This is a genomic window from Noviherbaspirillum sp. ST9, from assembly GCF_048799745.1.
GTDB lineage: Bacteria > Pseudomonadota > Gammaproteobacteria > Burkholderiales > Burkholderiaceae_D > Noviherbaspirillum.
In genome coordinates this window covers 41,472-60,042 of the sequence record NZ_JBLWFR010000012.1, presented here as the reverse complement: position 1 = coordinate 60,042, position 18,571 = coordinate 41,472, and the positions used below count along the sequence as shown (strand labels likewise).

Annotated in this window: 18 protein-coding genes; 12 read left to right on the top strand and 6 right to left on the bottom strand. The window is 61.3% G+C overall.

Going from position 1 to position 18,571, the window contains the following annotated elements; translation table 11 throughout:
- Positions 1 to 100 precede the first annotated feature (100 nt).
- From rquA to ACNOHI_RS22830, 7 genes are all read left to right on the top strand, one after another.
- Positions 101 to 853 carry a rhodoquinone biosynthesis methyltransferase RquA gene (rquA, locus tag ACNOHI_RS22860; RefSeq protein WP_420477024.1) on the top strand — a complete coding sequence of 251 codons (753 nt, stop codon included), beginning with the start codon at positions 101 to 103 and terminating at the stop codon, positions 851 to 853.
- Positions 854 to 909: 56 nt separating this feature from the next.
- Positions 910 to 1,263: a c-type cytochrome gene (locus ACNOHI_RS22855; protein WP_420477023.1), complete on the top strand. Its 354-nt coding sequence runs from the start codon at positions 910 to 912 to the stop codon at positions 1,261 to 1,263.
- Between the two features lie 390 nt (positions 1,264 to 1,653).
- Positions 1,654 to 2,601 carry a DmsE family decaheme c-type cytochrome gene (locus ACNOHI_RS22850; protein ID WP_420477022.1) on the top strand — a complete coding sequence of 316 codons (948 nt, stop codon included), beginning with the start codon at positions 1,654 to 1,656 and terminating at the stop codon, positions 2,599 to 2,601.
- Between the two features lie 18 nt (positions 2,602 to 2,619).
- Positions 2,620 to 4,863 (top strand): MtrB/PioB family decaheme-associated outer membrane protein, encoded by a 2,244-nt coding sequence (locus ACNOHI_RS22845; protein WP_420477021.1) that lies wholly within the window; start codon positions 2,620 to 2,622, stop codon positions 4,861 to 4,863.
- 119 nt (positions 4,864 to 4,982) lie between these two features.
- Positions 4,983 to 6,401 (top strand): cytochrome c3 family protein, encoded by a 1,419-nt coding sequence (locus ACNOHI_RS22840; RefSeq protein ID WP_420477020.1) that lies wholly within the window; start codon positions 4,983 to 4,985, stop codon positions 6,399 to 6,401.
- Positions 6,398 to 7,021 (top strand): cytochrome b/b6 domain-containing protein, encoded by a 624-nt coding sequence (locus ACNOHI_RS22835; RefSeq protein WP_420477019.1) that lies wholly within the window; start codon positions 6,398 to 6,400, stop codon positions 7,019 to 7,021. Before ACNOHI_RS22840 ends, ACNOHI_RS22835 begins: the two co-directional genes overlap by 4 nt.
- Positions 7,022 to 7,052: 31 nt before the next feature.
- On the top strand, positions 7,053 to 7,394 hold the full coding sequence (locus tag ACNOHI_RS22830; protein ID WP_420477018.1) for a c-type cytochrome: 342 nt from the start codon (positions 7,053 to 7,055) through the stop codon (positions 7,392 to 7,394).
- 196 nt (positions 7,395 to 7,590) lie between these two features.
- Here the strand turns inward: ACNOHI_RS22830 and ACNOHI_RS22825 are convergent, their stop codons facing one another.
- Positions 7,591 to 8,175 carry an HD domain-containing protein gene (locus tag ACNOHI_RS22825; RefSeq protein WP_420477057.1) on the bottom strand — a complete coding sequence of 195 codons (585 nt, stop codon included), beginning with the start codon at positions 8,173 to 8,175 and terminating at the stop codon, positions 7,591 to 7,593.
- Positions 8,176 to 8,373: 198 nt separating this feature from the next.
- On the opposite strand from ACNOHI_RS22825, the gene ACNOHI_RS22820 reads away from it, so the two are divergent.
- The 4 genes from ACNOHI_RS22820 to ACNOHI_RS22805 all read left to right on the top strand — a co-directional run bounded on the left by ACNOHI_RS22820 (position 8,374) and on the right by ACNOHI_RS22805 (position 12,648).
- Positions 8,374 to 8,916 (top strand): isochorismatase family protein, encoded by a 543-nt coding sequence (locus tag ACNOHI_RS22820; RefSeq protein ID WP_420477017.1) that lies wholly within the window; start codon positions 8,374 to 8,376, stop codon positions 8,914 to 8,916.
- Between the two features lie 151 nt (positions 8,917 to 9,067).
- Positions 9,068 to 9,394, top strand: a complete 327-nt coding sequence (locus ACNOHI_RS22815; protein WP_420477016.1) for a GYD domain-containing protein — start codon at positions 9,068 to 9,070, stop codon at positions 9,392 to 9,394.
- Positions 9,395 to 9,604: 210 nt separating this feature from the next.
- The gene (locus ACNOHI_RS22810) at positions 9,605 to 12,259 is read left to right on the top strand and encodes a putative bifunctional diguanylate cyclase/phosphodiesterase (protein WP_420477015.1); all 2,655 of its coding nucleotides are present in this window, start codon (positions 9,605 to 9,607) and stop codon (positions 12,257 to 12,259) included.
- 95 nt (positions 12,260 to 12,354) lie between these two features.
- A complete protein-coding gene (locus tag ACNOHI_RS22805; RefSeq protein ID WP_420477014.1) occupies positions 12,355 to 12,648 on the top strand; it encodes a hypothetical protein in 294 nt (97 codons plus the stop codon).
- Positions 12,649 to 12,690: 42 nt separating this feature from the next.
- Here the strand turns inward: ACNOHI_RS22805 and ACNOHI_RS22800 are convergent, their stop codons facing one another.
- Genes ACNOHI_RS22800 through ACNOHI_RS22780 form a run of 5 tightly spaced genes read right to left on the bottom strand, consistent with a single transcriptional unit; the run spans position 12,691 to position 16,307 of the window.
- Positions 12,691 to 14,046: an ATP-binding protein gene (locus ACNOHI_RS22800; RefSeq protein WP_420477056.1), complete on the bottom strand. Its 1,356-nt coding sequence runs from the start codon at positions 14,044 to 14,046 to the stop codon at positions 12,691 to 12,693.
- 2 nt (positions 14,047 to 14,048) lie between these two features.
- The gene (locus ACNOHI_RS22795; RefSeq protein WP_420477013.1) at positions 14,049 to 14,717 is read right to left on the bottom strand and encodes a response regulator; all 669 of its coding nucleotides are present in this window, start codon (positions 14,715 to 14,717) and stop codon (positions 14,049 to 14,051) included.
- Between the two features lie 24 nt (positions 14,718 to 14,741).
- A complete protein-coding gene (locus ACNOHI_RS22790) occupies positions 14,742 to 15,461 on the bottom strand; it encodes a cytochrome b/b6 domain-containing protein (protein ID WP_420477012.1) in 720 nt (239 codons plus the stop codon).
- Positions 15,433 to 15,903, bottom strand: coding sequence for a diheme cytochrome c (locus ACNOHI_RS22785; protein WP_420477011.1), 471 nt, complete (start codon positions 15,901 to 15,903; stop codon positions 15,433 to 15,435). Before ACNOHI_RS22785 ends, ACNOHI_RS22790 begins: the two co-directional genes overlap by 29 nt.
- Positions 15,904 to 15,914: 11 nt before the next feature.
- Positions 15,915 to 16,307, bottom strand: a complete 393-nt coding sequence (locus ACNOHI_RS22780) for a DUF1924 domain-containing protein (RefSeq protein WP_420477010.1) — start codon at positions 16,305 to 16,307, stop codon at positions 15,915 to 15,917.
- Positions 16,308 to 16,618: 311 nt separating this feature from the next.
- Here ACNOHI_RS22780 and ACNOHI_RS22775 point away from each other — a divergent pair, with 311 nt between their 5' ends.
- Complete coding sequence (locus ACNOHI_RS22775; RefSeq protein WP_420477009.1) at positions 16,619 to 18,271, top strand: methyl-accepting chemotaxis protein; 1,653 nt, start codon at positions 16,619 to 16,621, stop codon at positions 18,269 to 18,271.
- Positions 18,272 to 18,571: the final 300 nt, after the last annotated feature.

Here is an 18,571-nt window from a genome sequence, read left to right as displayed (position 1 = left end):
CGGTACTTCCTGATACCGGCCGGCAGCGGTTTTGGCGCCGCGGCGTCTTCGTGCAGTCGGAGCCGCGCTAGTTTGCCACCCCATTTCGAGGAGACTTTGGATGAATGAATTGGTAACGGGCAAGGGCGATCTGAATGGTGCGATACATGCAGACCCCGTCGAGTTCGACCAGACGTCGGCAAGGGTTTCAGTGCCGGCCTATCTCCAGAAGATCTATTGGTGGGCCTATGTTCATCCGAATGCCGTCAGGGTGTTCGAGCGGGAATGGCTGGTCAACCTGATTCTCTTCGGGAACTACTCGGCCTTGCGCGATGCCGCCCTGGAGGACATCGGGGCGCAGGCGGAGGGCAAGACCCTGCAGGTGGCATGCGCTTACGGCGACCTCACGCCGAAGCTGCGCGAACGGATCGCGGAAGACGGCAAGCTGCACGTGATCGACGTGCTGTCGATCCAGTTGCAGAACCTGAAACGCAAGCTCCCGCCCGATACCCGCATCTCGCTGTTCCAGCGCGATTCCGCCGCACTCGGTTTTGCCGACGCCAGCTACGAGCGCGTCCTGGTGTTCTTCCTGCTGCATGAGCAGCCGGAGGCCGTGCGCCGCCGAACGCTTGCCGAAGCATGCAGGGTGGTCAAGCCGGGCGGCAAGGTCATCATCGTCGACTACCACGGCCCGGACGACTGGAATCCGGTGCGTCATCCGCTGCGCGCGCTTCTGCGCAGGCTGGAGCCGTATGCGGACGACCTGTGGAAGAACGAGATTACTACGTACCTGCCCGAAGACATGGCATTTTCGGGTATCGAGAAGTCGACGTATTTCGGCGGTCTCTATCAGAAAGTGGTGTTGACCCGCTAATCAAGGGAAGGGGACCGCGTCCCCATGCAATCGTTTTGAAATCAAAAGGGAAGGTCATGAATATCACCTCTGCAAAGCGGATCGCAGCTGCCGCCGCCGCAGCCGTCATGTTGATGTCATTTGAAGCCGTCGCGGCCGATGCGGTCGACGAGGACGCGGCGCTTGCGCTCGCGCGCCGCGAAGACTGCCTGAAGTGCCACGCGGTCGACAAGAAGAAGGACGGACCGTCATACAAGTCGGTCGCCGCGAAATACAGGGACAAGCCGGACGCGGAAGAGAAGCTGATCAAGCACCTCACCACGGGGCCGGTCGTGAAGACGGCATCAGGTGATGAAGATGAGCACCGCATCCCCAAGACGAAGGATGAAAAGGAGCTGCGGAACATCATCCGCTGGATTCTTTCACGTTGACCCAGCTTAAGTCCGGTCTCGGCCATGGTTGACGTGGATCAATGAAAGCGGAATCGGATTACCGGGTGCGCAACGAATGGGCTTGTTGTTGTTGTGCGACAGTTTCCAGAGGGATACCCTTATAAACATTAAGGGTTAGTAACAGAGATCACACGACACCATCCCGCAGCAGTCCGCAGCATCCATCCCGCAGGATTCGATACATCAGAACGGCTCCATGCGTGGGGCCTGAACTGCTTTGCCGTGCATGCGCGGCAAGGCGAAGCGGGCAGGAAAAGCGGCGCGGGGCCAATTTGGGGAAGTGCGGTCTCGCTGCAACAGAGGCATGACAACACGAGGCATCGCTGCGATGTCTTCGGGGTTTAGAACGGAAATTTAAGGGGATTCAAGATGAAACTATGGCAAAAAGCCGCCGCCCTCGCGGCGCTGACATTGGGAATGGCAATAGGCGGACCGGCCTTCGCGGCGGATGACGCCAAGCGGCCGCAGAAGGACCTCGTCCTCAAGGGCGACGCACGATGCACCGCCTGCCACGACGAGGCTGACGAGCCCAAGCTGCTCGCCATCGGCAAGAGCAAGCACGGCACCAAGGGCGACCCCCGCACGCCGACCTGCCGCGACTGCCACAAGGAAAGCGACAAGCACGCCGACCACAAGGGCAAGGACAAGCCGCCCAAGACCGACATCTACTTCTCCAAGGATTCGACCGTTCCGGCCAAGGAGCGCGATGCCGTTTGCCAGTCCTGCCACCAGGGCGGCAACCGCATGCATTGGGAAAGCAGCGCGCACTCCGCCAACGGCGTGACCTGCACCTCCTGCCACAAGGTCCACACCCAGCATGACAAGGTGCGCGACAAGAAAGAACAGACCGAAGTCTGCTTCACCTGCCACAAGAACCAGCGCGCCGAGTCGTACAAGGCGTCGCATCATGCGATGCGCGAAGGCAAGGTCACCTGCTCGAGCTGCCACAACACCCACGGCTCCACCGGTCCGAAGCAGCTGATCAAGAACACCGTCAACGAGACCTGCTACACCTGCCACACCGAGAAGCGCGGTCCGTTCCTGTTCGAACACCCGGTCGCCAGCGACAACTGCATGAATTGCCACAACTCGCATGGCTCGAACAACCCGTCCCTGCTGAAGGCGCGCCAGCCGTACCTGTGCAGCCAGTGCCACGACTTCACGCAGCATCCGGGCAACCCGTACAGCGGCCGCGGCCTGCCGACGACTGCCGGCGGCACCGCACCGGCCCAGCAACTGCTGCTCCGCTCCTGCGCAAGCTGCCACACGCAGGTCCACGGCACCAACCATCCGTCCGGCGCACGCTACACCCGCTAATCGCGAAGGAGAAAGAACATGACCACCAAGTTTCAACCGCGTCTGGTACGCACCATCCTCGCGGTTTCGATTGCAGCCATCGGTACGGCCGCCTGGGCGGAAGACGATGAAATCCGTGAACTGATCACCCCGACCAGCACCGTCGAAGTCGGCATGGGCTGGGTCTCCGACGACAGCTTCAAGTTCGGTGATTACACCGGCCTGAACCGTTCCGGCGCCCACCTGATCGGCAACGTCGAGCTCAACCGCCGCTTCAACGACGGTCCCGGCTACTTCATGCTGAATGCACGTGACCTCGGCCTGAATTCGCGCAGCCTCAACATCGAGACGGGCGAGCAGGGCAACTACGGACTCCGTCTCTCGTACGACGAGATCCCGAAGCTGTTCTCGGACTCGTACCAGACGCCGTTCCTGAACCCGGGCAGCACCAATGTGCTGCTGCCGCCCGGCTTCGTGCGCGGCGCCGCCACCACCAACATGACCACGCTGAACGCGAGCATGCGTCCGTTCAACGTCGAGTCCAAGCGCGAAGCGGTTGGCCTCGGCTTCGCCAAGCAGTTGCCCAAGGGCTGGGATGTGGACCTGCGCGTCAAGCGCGAGCACAAGGACGGCAACCGCTTCATCGGCGCCGTCATCGGCAACAGCGGCGGCAATCCGCGTGCGGCCATCCTGCCGGAACCGGTCAACTACACGACCGACGAGATCGAAGCGCTTGCACGCTACACCGACAAGCAGCTGCAGATGCAGTTCGGCTACTACGGTTCGTTCTTCCGCAACCAGAACAACGCCCTGACCTGGGCCAACCCGTTTGCCTCCTCGGTGTGGGTTGCGGCGACGACGCCGGGCGTGTCCGCCTACAACCAGGGCTCGCTCGCACTGCCGCCGGACAACCAGTTCCACCAGGTGAGCGCATCCGCCGGCTACACGCTGACCAAGGACACCCGCGTGTCCGGCAGCTTCAGCCTCGGCCGCATGCTGCAGAACGACGCCTTCCTGCCGTACACCGTCAACCCGGCGCTGGCAGCAACGGCAACACCGCTGCCGCGTTCCTCGCTGGACGGCCGCATCGACACCACGCACCTGGACCTGAAGATCGCGTCCAAGCTGATGCCGAAGCTGAATTTCCACGCGCTGTACCGCTATGACGAACGCGACAACAAGACGCCGCAGGCAACGTACGCCTACATCGGCGGCGACTCGCAAAGCCAGGCGGCTGCAGGCCTGGGCAAGGTCCGTACGAACCTGCCGGGCAGCAGCACCAAGCAGCAGATCGATGCCGAGTTCGACTACCACTACACGAACAGCACCACCTTCAAGCTCGGCTATGACTACGAATGGGCGAAGAAGACCTTCGAAGCCATCAAGGACGAGCGCGAGCACACCATCAAGGCGGACGTGCACCAGCACTTCAACGATATGGTGTCCGGCGGCTTCGGCTACGCTTATTCGGATCGCAAGACCTCCGAGTACGATGCTTCCGCACCGTTCGTTGCAGGTTTCTCACCGGCGTACGTGGCGACGCAGTTCACCACGACCCTGCCGCTGAATGGCCTGTGGGACAACGTCCCGGCACAGAAGAAGTTCTTCATGGCGCCGCGCAAGCGCGACAAGGTGAAGGCCTTCCTGAACATCACGCCGACCGAGAGCGTCGACCTGCACATGGACGTCGACTACAAGGATGACGATTACCACGCCTCGCAGTACGGCCTGCAGCGCGCGACCGGCTGGGCAGTCAACCTGGACGCTTCGTTCCGTGCAACCGATGCGCTCTCCGGCCACGTGTTCACCTCGGTGGACCGTTACAGCACCGGCCAGCGTTCCATCGCATTGGGCGGCAACCGTGCTGCGGTGACCAACCCCGGCTTCGACTGGACCGCCGGCATCGTCGACCGTACCGTGTCCTTCGGCGCCGGCGTGCGCTACGCTCCGGCCCGCAAGTACGAAGTCGGCGGCGACCTGGTGCGTGCGAACTCCACCGGCAGCGTGACCGTCTGGACCGGCCCGGCCATCGCCGCAGCCACCCAGGCAACGCCGTTGCCCGACCTGAAGACCAGCCTGCGCCGCCTCGACCTCTTCGGCACCTACAAGCTGCAGAAGGACGTGTCGGTCAAGGTGAAGTACATCTTCGAACGCTTCAGCTCGGCTGACTGGGCAATCGACCAGGTGGCGCCGGCGACGCTCGCCAACGTCATCGGGACCAACGAAACCAGCCCGAACTACAACGTGCATTTCGTCGGCGTATCGCTTTCTTATCAGTTCTAACCGGCCGCACCGGGTGCAGCATTGCTGCACCCGGGATGCCTCCCACCTGATTTGCGTCAATTTCTGGCGCGAAATTTGCATATCCCGGGCGGCATCTCATCGGCCTTACCCAGGACATCATGAATACCCCGTCTGCATTCCGAACAAAAATCACAGGGCCGCTCGGCAGCCTGAAGACATGGATGGTGGCCGCGGCGCTTTGCCTGACGGGCGCGCTGGCTACCGTTCCTGCAGAAGCCGCTTCCCATAAACTCGACAACGCAAGCTGCCAGGACTGCCATGGCGGCAAGAAGGGCAAGCTGGAAGCCAAAGGCGTCGATGGCGAAAAGCGGGAATTGTTCGTTATCGAAAATGAGAAATTCGGTAAAGGCGTACACGCAAAAATGGAATGCGTGGCTTGCCACACCGAAATCGTCGACAGCAAGGCCAACCACAAGATCGACCCCAAGGCAAAGAAGCCTGATTGCGCGACTTGCCACGAGGACCTCTGGGCCAAGGCCAAGAAGGACAACAAGGCCAAGGAGAAGGCACGCCTGGGCGTAGTCGTCGAGAATATCGACGCCTACAAGAAATCCTTCCATGCGAAGGAAAGCCAGGATGACGAGAACAAGGTCAACGCGACCTGCTCGCAGTGCCACAACACGCACACCTTCGACATCCCCCCCAAGGACACCGAAGCACGCAAGGAATGGCGCCAGAACGAACCGGCGGCTTGCGGCAAGGGTTGCCATGAGGACCAGCTCGAGGAATTCGAAGGTTCCATCCACGGTGAAAAGCTAATCGACGAAGGCGACAGCAAGGCCGCCAGCTGCTCGAACTGCCACACCGCCCACTCGGTCGGCAATACATCCGCCGTGACCTTCAAGCAAAAGGTGCTTGAGTCCTGCGGCGACTGCCACGACGACCAGTTCAAGTCCTACGAACGTACGCAGCACGGCAAGCTGGCCACGCACAAGGGCGGCAACACCGTTCGATGCATGGACTGCCACGGCAGCCACGGCATCTTCCTGGTGAGCAAGCTCAAGGATCCGCGCAAGATGGTCGCGCAGGATAACAAGATGTGCATCTCCTGCCATACCTCCGACAAGAAGTTCGAGAAGTTCGCACCGATGAAGGTGGGCGGCAAGGAAGGCGAGAAAGTCGCACGCCCCGACCTGGACGAGCAACACAAGTGGCTGCCGAACACCAAGCTGCACTGGCAGTCGGTCCGTTGCATCGATTGCCACACCTCCGCCGAGCCGGGGCTGTCGCATGAAATCCTCGGCGAGAAGAAGGCCCAGCGCATGTGCGTAACCTGCCACACCAAGGATTCGCAACTCGCGACGCGCCTGTACCGTCACCTGGCCGACGATGAAAAGCAGAAGTACGGTTTCGCCAATAGCGTCATCCTGTCGAACTCGTACGTGATTGGGGCAACCCGCCATCCGCTGCTGGATACGGCGATCCTGGTCATCGCGGCGCTGACTTTCCTCGGCGTACTCGGCCACGGCCTGATCCGCTATCTCGGTGCCAAGAAGAGAAGGAACAATGCAAAATGAGTGAACGTATCTATCTGCTGCCGCTGTGGCTGCGCATGTGGCACTGGACGAACGCGCTGCTGATCATCACCCTGACGGTCACCGGCATGAGCCTGCACTTCGCCGCGCCCGGCCGCTTCCTGGTCGAGTTCTCGCTGGCGGCGCGCATCCACGACATCGCCGGCATCGCGCTGGCCTGCGCGTACTCGTTCTACTTCATCATGAACATCTTCACCGGCAACGGGCTGCAGTACTTCCCGCGCTCGCCGGTGATCGCCGGTTGCATCAAGCAGGCGAAGTACTACATGTGGGGCATCTTCAAGGGTGATCCGCATCCGTACGCCGTGACGAAGGAAATCAAGTTCAACCCGCTGCAGGCGCTGCTGTACTGGATCATCATGTACATGGTGCTGCCGGTCGTGATCATCACCGGGCTGATCTACTTCTTCCCCAGCGTCGCGCCGGACAAGCTGTTTGGCATGGATGGCCTGCTGCCGGTGGCCTTCCTGCACTTCGCCAGCAGCTCGGCGATCTTCCTGTTCCTCATTGGTCACATCTACCTCGCCACGACCGGCGAAAAGCCGACCTCGATGATCAAGATGATGGTCACCGGCTGGCACGAACATTCCGAACATCATTGATACCACGCTTCATTTTTTTGGGAGTAACGCCATGAAATCGATCGCACTCAAACTGGCCCAAGTGTTTGCCCTCAGCGCCGCGCTGTCCGCGCCGGCCTTCGCCGCAATGTCCGACGCCGACGTCGAGCCGTACCTGAAGAAGCAGGGCTGCTTCAAGTGCCACGCGATGGACAAGACCAAGAAGGGTCCGTCGTACAAGAAGATCGCCGAGAAGTTCAAGGGCAAGCCGGACGCCGAAGCCAAGATCCTCAAGAACCTGACCACCAGCCCGACGGTGAAGCTCGAGGACGGCACGGAAGAAGAGCACAAGGAAATCGAGACCAAGGACAAGGGTGACCTGAAGGTCATCACCAACTGGATCATGACCCGCTGATTGACCTTCCTGCCCGGCGCACAAGGGCAGGATCCGGTTTCCGCTGATGGCGGAGCCTGGACAAAAAGAGGTCGACAGACCCGCACAAGAATCGCAGCGAGAGCAGCGTTCGGGACCGGCTTGCCGGTCCTTTTTCATTTGGGGGTGGCGCCAGGGGCGACTAGAGCGATTCCCGCTTAAGTCTTTTCCTCAAGCCTCACACGCGCCCTGCAAAGTGCTGAATGACCCATTGCTCACATGCCACCCACAGCAGCGGCGCGCCGCGCTTGATGGCGGGACCATACCGCGAAAAAACCTGTTCAAGTGACACATTGTTCTCGGTCCAGGTCCCTCCGCCGGTGAATATATTCACGAGGAGCGGTTGAAAACGATCGAGCGCCTTCGCAAACTTCGCATCTTCTGTCTCTGCGCGCTCGAATTCCTGCCACAAGGCGAGAAGGGCGTCGCCTTGCGGTCGGGGCAAGAGGCCAAACAATCGCTCTGCTGCCCTGGATTCCTGCTCAAGCTGTAGCGCGCTTGAAGATCCGCCGTGGATGGGATGGTCGCCGACGTCGATCTCGACGACGTCGTGCAACAAGAGCATCTGTATGACGCGATCCGTATTCACAGGTCCGCTGGCATACTCGCTCAACAGCAAGGCATACATCGCCAGATGCCAGGAATGTTCGGCCGAATTTTCTTTCCGGCTTTTGTCCAGCAGCGGCGATTGCCTTACAACGGTTTTCAGCCGGTCGATTTCCCGCAGAAAATCGAGCTGCTTCTCTAATGCTGCTATTTGCATTGTCATTTCACATCCAAATGTGACGCCATCCTTGCAAGCTTCGCTACATTTGCTGCGCGCCTGCGTTTCTTGGCAAATGCTACCATCAGGCGTTGGCTACTTCCCCGGGCTCGCGGCTCGCGACTTCGGACAGCAGAGGAAGAGCATGTTGCGAGAAGCACTCGCAATTGGATGCGCTTCTCCAGAGATGAAAAAATCATGCGAATCAAGGTATCGGAGTCCGTCGTTCTCGTCGTCGATCTTCAACATCGGTTATTGCCCGTCATTCATGGCGGGGACGCCGTCCTGTCCGAAGCGACCTGGCTTGTCGATGTGGCGCAAACAGTCCACGTCCCCGTGCTGGTGACGGAACATTGTCCTGCACGGATCGGCATGACGGATCAAGCCCTGCGTTCGCGCATTCCTGCCGACTGCATCGTGGAGAAAACACATTTCTCCGCCGTTGCCGACGATACGCTGCTTCAATTCCCTGGTGCAGACCGACAACAGTGGATCGTAGTCGGGACAGAGGCCCATGTCTGTGTCCTGCAGACCGTACTCGACCTTCTTTCCATTGGGCGGAACGTATTCGTCCTCGAAGAAGCTGTCGGCTCGCGGCGGGCACGCGACAAGGCGTTGGCCCTGGGGCGGATGCAGCAACATGGCGCCGAGATCGTCAGCCGTGAGATGGTGGCGTTCGAGTGGCTCGAGAGTGCGGACAATCCCAGGTTCCGAGATGTGCTTCACCGGTTTATCCGCTGATTGATCGCGTCTGGCGGCCGATTTCCGAACACGGTCGCTCCTCCTGTTTCCTCCTGCGGTCTCCCTTGCTTGTGCAATCAATTCCACGCTCGCGTGCTTGACAAGGAGAAGACCGTGTCCCAACACTGAGACATGAGGAAAGGAGGCCGCCATGACCATGTATCTCACCCGCTTCAGTTATACGCCAGAAACATGGAGCGCCATGATTGACCGTCCGGAAGACCGGCGCGACATGGCACGCGTCATCATCGAATCGGTCGGTGGCCGGCTCCACGGGTTCTGGTACGCCTTCGGCCAGTACGACGGATATACGCTCTGGGAAGCACCCGACAATACCAGCATGGCGTCCGTCGCCCTTGTTCTTTCCTCACGCGGGGCGATCAAATCGCAAGAGACGATTGTCCTTATGACTGTGGAGGAGACCCTTGCGGCGCTGAAAGGGGCTGCGCAAGTACCGTATCGCCGTCCGGCGCAGTGACTGGCGTCAATCGCATTCGTTGCGACCCAGCATTGAAGCGTAATGAGAAGCGAATTGTTGTAGCGCAGAACGGGGCGAGGAAAGAACTGCAAGACTGAGCACACACAACGCAAGCTCCGCGTGCCCGACTTCCCGCCGACACGAACGGAAATCGCGCCCACTGATCGAAGATCAGACATTGCTTCCTGTTTGCCTGGTAAGAATCTCTTGATGAAGAGTGCCCTCGACAGTCTTGCCTTTCTTGCTGAGGACAGCGAAGTCGCTTCGTTGATGCGCTCTTTCGACTGGACAACATGTGCAATCGGCGCTCCGGAGAACTGGCCCCCGACGTTGATTGCCTTGGTGAACAACATTCTTGTGTCCAGGGTGCCGATGATGGTCAATTGGGGCCCCCGGCTTCTTTCCATCTACAACGACGCCTACCGACACCAGTTTCTCGGCAGCAAACACCCCGCCGCATTCTGTCAGCCCTACCAGGACATCTGGCCGGAAATCTGGCCTCAACTTGAACCTGTCATTGAGCGAGGCTGGGCAGGCAAGACCACATCCTTTGAAAACGCACTCTTCACCTTCGAGCGCGGCGGATACAAGGAGCAGATATGGGCGACGTTCTCGCATTCACCTGTCTTTGACGGCGGAGTCGTTGTCGGCGCCTTCGGCGTCGGCATGGACGCGACCGCGAGCGTTCTCGCGGAACGGCGACAGGGCTTTCAGCTTGCTTTCGTCGACAAGTTGCGTGGGCTGACCGGTGCCAGCGACATTACTGCCGCAGCGACGCAACTGCTGGGCGAACATTTAGGCGCAACACAGGTTTTCTACTCCGAAGTTGACGATCAACTGGAAAACTTCTCCACCAGTGCGACGTGGTCGGCACTCCCGTTACCCGCGCTGCCGTCGGGCGGGCGGCTGAGTGACTATGGCGAAGAGATTATTGCCACCTTGCGTTCCGGGACGCCGTTGGTGATTGACGACGTTCGTCGCGACCGCCGTACGGTTGCCTATGCGGAGGCCTACGAAGGCTTGAACATCCGCTCGCTGCTGGTCGTTCCGCTCGTGAAATCGGGCCGCCTTATTGCCAATCTCAATGTGTCCCGCCGCGATCCCTATCATTGGACGAAGGAAGATATCGTTGCGACGCAGGATGTGGCCGAGCGAACGTGGGCGGCAGTCGAGCGAGCGCGCGCTGAAGCGGCCCTCGTGTTGGAGCGTGACCGCAGTCGCGACATCCTCGACAACATGGATGAGTGCTTCGTGCTGCTGGACCGTGACTTTCACGTGGTGCAGATCAATGCAGGCGCGCTGCGCCTCGAACAACGTGCGGCCTCGGAGGTGGTCGGACGTACTGTGTGGGAAGGCTGGCCTGGAATAGAACGCACGGAAATCGGAAGGCTTTACAAGCACGCGATGGCAGAGCGCGTTCGGGTCAAATATGGCCATACCTATACCTACCCCGACGGACGCACATTCTGGCTGGAGATGAATGCCTTTCCTTATGGCGATGGGCTGGCCATTTTTTACCGCGACGTCACCGACACCAAGCTTGCCGAGCAGCGGGTGCTTGCCGCCGCGCAGCACGACCCGTTGACCGGACTTCCGAATCGGGCCCTGGTATTCGAATATGCGAGCCGCTTGCTCGCCGCGGGCCAGCGCGGCCATGCGCATGGAGCCTTCCTGTTCATCGATCTCGACCGGTTCAAGCCGATCAACGATCTTTATGGACACGAAATCGGCGACCGGCTCCTGCAGGAAGTCGCCAAACGCCTGCTGACCTGCGTACGCAAGGAGGACCTCGTTGGTCGCCTGGGGGGCGACGAATTCATTGTTGTGCTCCACCAGGTCGGCAATGTGTATTCGTCTGCCACGGTAGCGCAGCATATCCTCGACGCGCTCTCGTATCCGTTCGAGATCGACACATTGGACCTCTCCATATCGGCCTGCATCGGCATCAGCGAGTTTCCGCAGCATGGCACAGACGTGGATACGCTGATTCATGCCGCCGACCTGGCCATGTATCAAGTGAAACACGAATGCCGCGGAAACTATTTCACCTACACGCCCGAACTGCATAATCGGGCCAATGCGAGCTCGGCAATCGAAGCGCGGCTAAAGCGTGCCCTGCAACGAGACGGCCTGGTGCTGCACTACCAGCCTGTTATTGACATGAAGACGGGACGCCTTGCCAATGTCGAAGCCTTGCTCCGGCTGACCGGAGACGATGGTCGAATCATTGGTCCCGACCAATTCATTCCCGTTGCTGAAGCCGCCGGGCTCATCTCCCAGCTCGGCGAATGGGTCGCCGTTGAAGCCTGTCGCCAACATCTAGCGTGGCAAAAAGAAGGCCTGCCGCCGATCAATCTGGCGTTGAACGTATCCCCACTGCAGTTCCGGCAGCGCGGTTTCGCGCAGCAGCTCCAGTCGATCGTCAAGGACGCTGGTCTGAACCCGGCGTGTATCCAGATCGAAGTGACCGAAAGCACCGTGATGGGGAATATCGATGAGGCGGTCAACACGCTGAATCACATCCGCTCCAGCGGCATCCAGATTGCACTGGACGATTTTGGTACAGGGTATTCCAGCCTCAGCCGTCTGAGCAATCTTCCGCTGGACAAGCTGAAGGTCGACCAGTCCTTTGTGCACCGGCTGGGACACGATAATTCAAGCAAGGCCATTACCATGGCGATTATTGCTTTAGGCCGAACGCTGAACCTGGAAATTGTCGGCGAAGGCATCGAGTCAGAAGAGGCGCTCGCCTATCTGGAAGAGCAGGGGTGCAACCAGGCTCAGGGGTATTTCATCAGCCGCCCACTGACGTCTCCCGAATTCGCCAGCTGGTACCGGGAAAGAGCCTTCACGACGAGCGGTTGAATGATCGCGGTCCTTAAGAATTCCTTCAGTTGTCGGAAATATCCTTTCGCTGTGCCCTCCGCACATGACAGCTCACATGATCGAAAGGAAGTACCATGAACAAGTCCACACTGAACGCGATTTTCGCGGCCGCATTGTCCATCGTGTCCTTCTCGGCGTTTGCCGGGAAACCTCCGCTGTCGTCGGAAGCGCCTGACCCAGTGATTGCGAGCTTCGATCGACTCCTGAATCATCCAGCAACGTTCATCGCTTCTACCGGGAAGACATTGCCCAAAGCTGACGCCGACCCATTGCGTGACAGTGTGAATGCCGTGCTGTGGGAGCAACCGTCGTATCATTTGCCCGCCAAATATGCTTTGCACGCGGCGAGGCAGAAACAGACGAACTGATGTTGGCCGATTGACCAGGGCGGTTTGCGCCGGACTGGTCTGTCAGGCCGAACCGCTACAGTCTCGCGTCGCGAGGACGCGGACGGCCAGACCACCCAGCGCGATCGATCGGTCGACCTGGATTTCAAATCTGTGGACCGCAGCAATCCGCCGCACAATCGACCAGCCTAGCCCGCTGCCGCTCTCATTGTTTCCCAGCACGCGGAAAAAACGGTCGCCCAGCCGCTTGATGTCGTCATCGGACATGCCGGGGCCGCTGTCTTCCACGCTCAAAGTCGCGCGGCCGCCGCCGCCGGAAAGTGCTACCCGGATGCGCGCGGATGGCGGCGCGTAGCGCACCGCATTGTCGACCAGATTGCGCACGAGCACCGTCAACAGTGCCTCATTGCCACGTATGGTGACAGGAGCGGGGGCATGGAGCTCGAGTGCCTGGTTCCTGGCAAGCGCTGTCGGCGCTACCGTCGCCGCGACGCGTTTCGCTATCGCGGACAGGTCCAATTCCTTCATCGGCGGCGCTGCGTCGGCTTCCATGCGTGACAGCGTCAGCAACTGTTCCACCAGGTGTGCCGCGCGGTCGCAACCCTGCAGTGTGTTCTGCAGCGCCAACCTGCGCATCGTGTCGTCCGTCTCAGCCAGTGCAACCTGCGCCTGGGCCCGGATCGCGGCGATCGGCGTGCGCAGTTCGTGCGCGGCATCCGCCGTGAAGCGGCGCTCGGACTCAAGCAGCGCGGCGATGCGGCCGAACAGCGCATTCAGCGCTTCCACCATCGGCAGCATCTCGGAGGGCGCACCGTCGACCCGCACGGCGTCCAGCATGTCGGGGCGGCGGCTGGCGAGCGCGCGGCCGAGACGGCGTAGTGGCGAGACCCCGCGGAAGACCGACCACCAGACTGCCAGCGCCAGCAGAGGCAGGGCGAGTGCCATCGGCCACATCGTGCTGCGCAATACCGCCCACAGGATGGACATGCGCGATGTCATCTGTTCGCCCACATACACCTGGACGTCGCGCTCGGCGCCGTAGGTCGCGAACACGCGCCAGTCGTTGCCGTCGATATTCACCGTCGCGAACCGGCTGGACTTGCGCGTGGACGACATGGGGCTCTGGGGCGCATTGGCAGATCGCAGGACGAGCTGTCCTTCGTGGAAGACCTGGAAGGCCACGCGCGGCGCATAGCGGTGCAGGAGCGGCGTGTCGATGGTGTGGTCGTCATCCTGCAGCGCTTTCGCCTGTTGCACGACGAGCAGTGCTGCGGCTTGCGCGAGGTGGCTGTCGAGCAATTCGTCGAGCTCATGGCTGACGTCCCGCCAGGTCAGTGCCGCCGCGCCCAGCCAGACGACGAGGACGGCCGACAGCACCAGCAGCACCAGCCGTCCCTGGAGCGATCGCGGCAGCCGCAGCGTCACCGTGGCGCCTCGCGCAGCAGGATGTAGCCGACGCCACGGACTGTCTGGATCAGTCCGCTGCCGAGTTTGCGGCGCAGGTTGTGGACGTGCACTTCGACAGCGTTGCTATCGACCTCCTGTCCCCAGCTGTAGAGGTGCTGTTCCAGCTGCTCGCGGGTGAGTACGTGGCCGGCGTTGAGAAGGAAGGTCTGCAGCAGGTCGAATTCGCGGGTGGAGAGCGCGACCGGCAGGCTGTCCTTGCGAACGGTGCGGGATGCAGGGTCGAGCACTATGCCCTGCGCCGACAGGATCTCCTGCGGCTGGCCATGGGCGCGACGCACCAGCGCACGCAGTCGGGCAGCGAGTTCATGCAGGTCAATCGGCTTGACCACGTAATCGTCAGCGCCGGTATCGAGGCCGCGAATGCGGTCGGGGATGGCGTCGCGCGCGGTCAGCACCAGAACCGGTGTCGTTACCCGCGCGCGGCGGACAGCCGACAGCGCATCGAGCCCATCCTTGCGCGGCAGGCCGAGGTCAAGCACGGCGGCGGCGTAGGGTTGGCCGCGCAGTTCGCGTTCGGCGGCTTCGCCGTCGCGCACCCAGTCGACCTGAAAGCCCAATTGCTGAAGGCCGGCCTTCAGGCCGTCCCCCAGCAGCAGGTCGTCTTCCGCGAGCAGGATACGCATGGTGCCAATTGTCTCATGCCGTGCTCAGTCGTCGTCGTGATGCTGGCCGTCATGCTTGACAGCGGCGACCGGCGTGATATCGGCGACCGGTGCTTCGCTCCATTGCAGCCACCAGAAACCGAGCACGGCGGCCAGCAGCAGCACGCCGGGCAGTGCCCGTGGACTGCGAATGGCGTCCGCCGGCGTCCCGCGCTTGCGGCCGTCAACCATCGCGCGCACCAGGTTTTCGCGGTGCAGGACACTGCTGAGCACGACTGCGGCGATATGCACGGCCACCAGTGTCAGCATGGCATTTGCCGCACCTTCGTGCAGTTCTTCAAACCATTCGCCCCCGATGTCGCTGTAGGTCGCCCAGCCTGAGGCCGTAATCGCCAGCGCCAGCGCCAGCAGCGCGACGATGGCCAGCGCCCCGGCGGGATTGTGTCCGGCGTGGTGTTCCGGCCGGCCGCTGATGAGCGAACCGAGGTAACGTGCGGCCGCTCTCGGACCACGCACGAAGCTGGTGAAACGCGCATGGCGGCTGCCGACGAGACCCCACAGCAGGCGGAACACGACCAGGCCGGCAACGGTGTAGCCAAGGGTGACGTGGACCAGTCGCCAGCGCTCGCTCTCCGCCGTCAGGAAGGCGCCGGCGAAACTCAGCGCCAGTAGCCAGTGGAATATCCGCACGGGCAGGTCCCAGACCAGGACCTGGCCAGCGGTGTCATGCGCCGTTTCAGCGCGGGATGCGGACATCGTGTTCATTGAATGCTCCTTCAGAGGCGTTGGGATGACAGGCACCGCAATTGGCCGGCGTCTTTACTGCCGCGCGCGTCCAGGCGGCGGACGGGACTTCGTCATGCTTGCGGATGAACCAGGCTGACTTCGTGATCCGGTCCTGTGGTGGCTCCTCGCGCACACGCTTGTAGGTGCCGGCATTGGCCGCCAGCCAGGTGCCGATCTGCTTTTGCGTGGCGTCGTCGAGAGAGGCATCGGTACCGTAATGCTGTCCGAGCTTGTTCATCAGGCGTTGCCAGGATCCGGCCGGCAGCATGCCGGGCGGATAGGGCGTGTGGCAGGAGCCGCATTCCTGCTTGTAAGCGGGCAAAAGCGGCACCCGAGCCTGGGCTTTATCGTCGGCGCGTGCGGCGCCGGGAAGCACATGCAGTGCGACAAGGCAGAGCAAGGCAGGGAAACGGAAGCGCATGGACATTCTCCTTAGGGCTTGAGGGTGAGCAGCCAGGCCAGTACGTCGGCCTTCTCGGCGGGATTGCATTCGCGGCCGACGACATCGTTGCAGTTACGGCGGAACCACTTCTCGACCTTGGCCGGGTCGGTAAAGCGTTCCGGATTGAAAGCCGGAGCGAGCGCGCGGATCGGCTTGCCGGTCGATGCATGCTTGCCCTCCTGGGTCGGAACTGCTCCGTGGCAGGAGGCGCAGCTCCAGTCACGCCCATGCCGCGCGGTGAAGAAGGCTTGGCCGCGCGCAGGGACTCCCTGAGCCTTGGCCAGGTCTGCGTAAGTGCCTAACAGCTCGGGTGGCGTCGCCGCCTGCGTGGTGGACCACGCCGCGGACGAGATGGAGAGAAGAAGGAAAATGATTCGTGACATGGCAACTCCTTGGTGTCGGTGTTGCCATGGTCGCGGCGCGAGCTTAAGGTTTTCTTAACGGTGTCTTCAGGATTCCTTGAGCGAGGCCCGGGACGATAGGCGGCTCAGGATGCCTGTTTGGCATCACGAACCGCCGTTTTCCTAACCTGAATCAAATTGCCCTACGGAAACCGATTTTTCCGTAATCCAGCCGTAAGCAAATACCCATAACTTGTCCATGGGCAATATTTTTTGCCCCTGCGAGCCGCTTTTCTCGTATGCCGGAGGCGTCAAGAATCCACGGCCGCGCAGCATAAAACAAGGAGGGGACAATGTTTAGCAACATGACTTTCACCATCGGCAAGAAGCTTGGCGTGCTTGCCGCAACCGCGGCGCTGGGCATCCTTTCGCTGATTGCGTTCTTTGTCGTCACCGAGCGCGCGCTTGTGCTGGAAGAGCGCAAGGCCAGCGTGCGCCAGGCGGTCGAAGCCGCGCACAACATCCTGGTCTACAACCACAGCCTGGCAGCCAAAGGCGTCATGAGCGAAGACGATGCGAAGCGCAATGCGATGGCGACCATCAAGGCCTTCCGCTATGGCGACGGCGAGTATTTCTGGATCAATGACATGCAACCGAAAATGGTCATGCATCCGATCAAGCCCGACCTGGATGGCAAGGACCTGTCGCAGAACAAGGATCCCAAGGGCAAGCTCCTGTTCATGGAGTTCGTCGACACGGTGAAGAAGAGCGAGTCGGGATTCGTGTTCTACATGTGGCCGATGCCGGGCAGCGACGTCGATGTCGAAAAGGTGTCGTACGTGAAGGGTTTTGCCCCCTGGGGATGGGTCGTCGGCTCGGGCGTCTACCTCGACAAGATCAATTCCATGGTGGTGAAGCGCTCGTTCAGCTTCCTGATCTTCGCCTTCATCACGATGGGCGTGCTGCTCGTCATCTGCTATTTCGTGTCGCGCAGCATCACCCGCCCGATGGGACATGCAATTCGGGTCGCGCAATCGGTCGCGGCGGGCGACCTGTCGACGCAGATCGAGGTGCGCAACCGCAATGAAACCGGCCAGCTGATGCAGGCGCTCAAGGACATGAACGCCAGCCTCTCGCGCACGGTCGAGCAGGTGCGCACGGGGGCGCACACGATCGCTGCGGCGTCGGGGCAGGTGGCGGCCGGCAATTTCGACCTGTCGTCACGTACCGACATGCAGGCGCGGGCCCTGGCCGATACCGCCTCCACGATGAAACACCTGACCGACACCGTCGACCAGAATGCCGACAGCGCACGGCAGGCGAACCAGCTCGCGGCGTCGGCGTCCGAGGTCGCGATCAAGGGCGGCTCCGTGGTGACGCAGGTAATCGAGACCATGGGGTCGATCAACGATTCATCGAAGAAGATCGTCGATATCATCGGCGTCATCGACGGCATCGCCTTCCAGACCAATATCCTCGCGCTCAATGCCGCCGTCGAGGCGGCGAGGGCAGGGGAGCAGGGCAAGGGATTCGCCGTAGTGGCGACCGAGGTGCGCAACCTTGCGCAACGCAGTTCCGCCGCCGCCAAGGAAATCAAGGCGCTGATCGGCGACTCGGTGGAGAAAGTCGATATCGGCAGCCGCCTGGTGGATCAGGCCGGCGCGACGATGGACGAGATTGTCGCGAGCGTCAAGCGCGTGACCGACATCATGGGCGAGATCACGGCGGCCAGCAGGGAGCAGAGCACCGGCATTGACCAGGTCAACCGCGCGATCGCCGAGATGAACGAGGTGACCCAGCAGAATGCGCAACTGGTGGAGCAGGCCGCCGCGGCCGCGGAAAGCATGCAGGAGGAGGCCGGCAACCTTGCCGGACTGATCAATGTGTTCAAGTTCGGCAATGAAGCGCCGCGTCCCGGCGCCGTCGTGACCCCGTTGCGGGCGGCGTCGCCGCGCCTCTCGGGACGGGACGCGCAGCCGGAACCGCGCCGTCTGGCGAATGGTTGAGTTGAATGGGAAGGCGCCCGTGCTGCCGGATCGTTCGACGTAACGGTTGCGGACGGTGTACGGCGGCGATGGCGCCTTTTTTGACGGCTTGAAGATCATGCCGCTGTAGCGTCGAACGCATGCGGGCGCTCCCGTATGACTTCTCTCCGCCATCTCCCCGTCGTTCCCGCGAAGGCGGGAACCCATAGTGAGGTGATCCATGCAAACGCAGCATGGGTTCCCGTATTCACGGGAACGACGGGCTACTTGATGAGGCAAATCGACCGTAGCCACCCGCCTTTTAACTCAAGTTGTAAAGAT

Bases quoted from the DNA above. Each gene is read 5' to 3' on its own strand.
- rquA (WP_420477024.1), top strand. From the start codon at position 101: ATGAATGAATTGGTAACGGGCAAGGGCGATCTGAATGGTGCGATACAT.
- ACNOHI_RS22855 (WP_420477023.1), top strand. From the start codon at position 910: ATGAATATCACCTCTGCAAAGCGGATCGCAGCTGCCGCCGCCGCAGCC.
- ACNOHI_RS22850 (WP_420477022.1), top strand. From the start codon at position 1,654: ATGAAACTATGGCAAAAAGCCGCCGCCCTCGCGGCGCTGACATTGGGA.
- ACNOHI_RS22845 (WP_420477021.1), top strand. From the start codon at position 2,620: ATGACCACCAAGTTTCAACCGCGTCTGGTACGCACCATCCTCGCGGTT.
- ACNOHI_RS22840 (WP_420477020.1), top strand. From the start codon at position 4,983: ATGAATACCCCGTCTGCATTCCGAACAAAAATCACAGGGCCGCTCGGC.
- ACNOHI_RS22835 (WP_420477019.1), top strand. From the start codon at position 6,398: ATGAGTGAACGTATCTATCTGCTGCCGCTGTGGCTGCGCATGTGGCAC.
- ACNOHI_RS22830 (WP_420477018.1), top strand. From the start codon at position 7,053: ATGAAATCGATCGCACTCAAACTGGCCCAAGTGTTTGCCCTCAGCGCC.
- ACNOHI_RS22825 (WP_420477057.1), bottom strand. From the start codon at position 8,175: ATGCAAATAGCAGCATTAGAGAAGCAGCTCGATTTTCTGCGGGAAATC.
- ACNOHI_RS22820 (WP_420477017.1), top strand. From the start codon at position 8,374: ATGCGAATCAAGGTATCGGAGTCCGTCGTTCTCGTCGTCGATCTTCAA.
- ACNOHI_RS22815 (WP_420477016.1), top strand. From the start codon at position 9,068: ATGACCATGTATCTCACCCGCTTCAGTTATACGCCAGAAACATGGAGC.
- ACNOHI_RS22810 (WP_420477015.1), top strand. From the start codon at position 9,605: ATGAAGAGTGCCCTCGACAGTCTTGCCTTTCTTGCTGAGGACAGCGAA.
- ACNOHI_RS22805 (WP_420477014.1), top strand. From the start codon at position 12,355: ATGAACAAGTCCACACTGAACGCGATTTTCGCGGCCGCATTGTCCATC.
- ACNOHI_RS22795 (WP_420477013.1), bottom strand. From the start codon at position 14,717: ATGCGTATCCTGCTCGCGGAAGACGACCTGCTGCTGGGGGACGGCCTG.
- ACNOHI_RS22790 (WP_420477012.1), bottom strand. From the start codon at position 15,461: ATGAACACGATGTCCGCATCCCGCGCTGAAACGGCGCATGACACCGCT.
- ACNOHI_RS22785 (WP_420477011.1), bottom strand. From the start codon at position 15,903: ATGCGCTTCCGTTTCCCTGCCTTGCTCTGCCTTGTCGCACTGCATGTG.
- ACNOHI_RS22780 (WP_420477010.1), bottom strand. From the start codon at position 16,307: ATGTCACGAATCATTTTCCTTCTTCTCTCCATCTCGTCCGCGGCGTGG.
- ACNOHI_RS22775 (WP_420477009.1), top strand. From the start codon at position 16,619: ATGTTTAGCAACATGACTTTCACCATCGGCAAGAAGCTTGGCGTGCTT.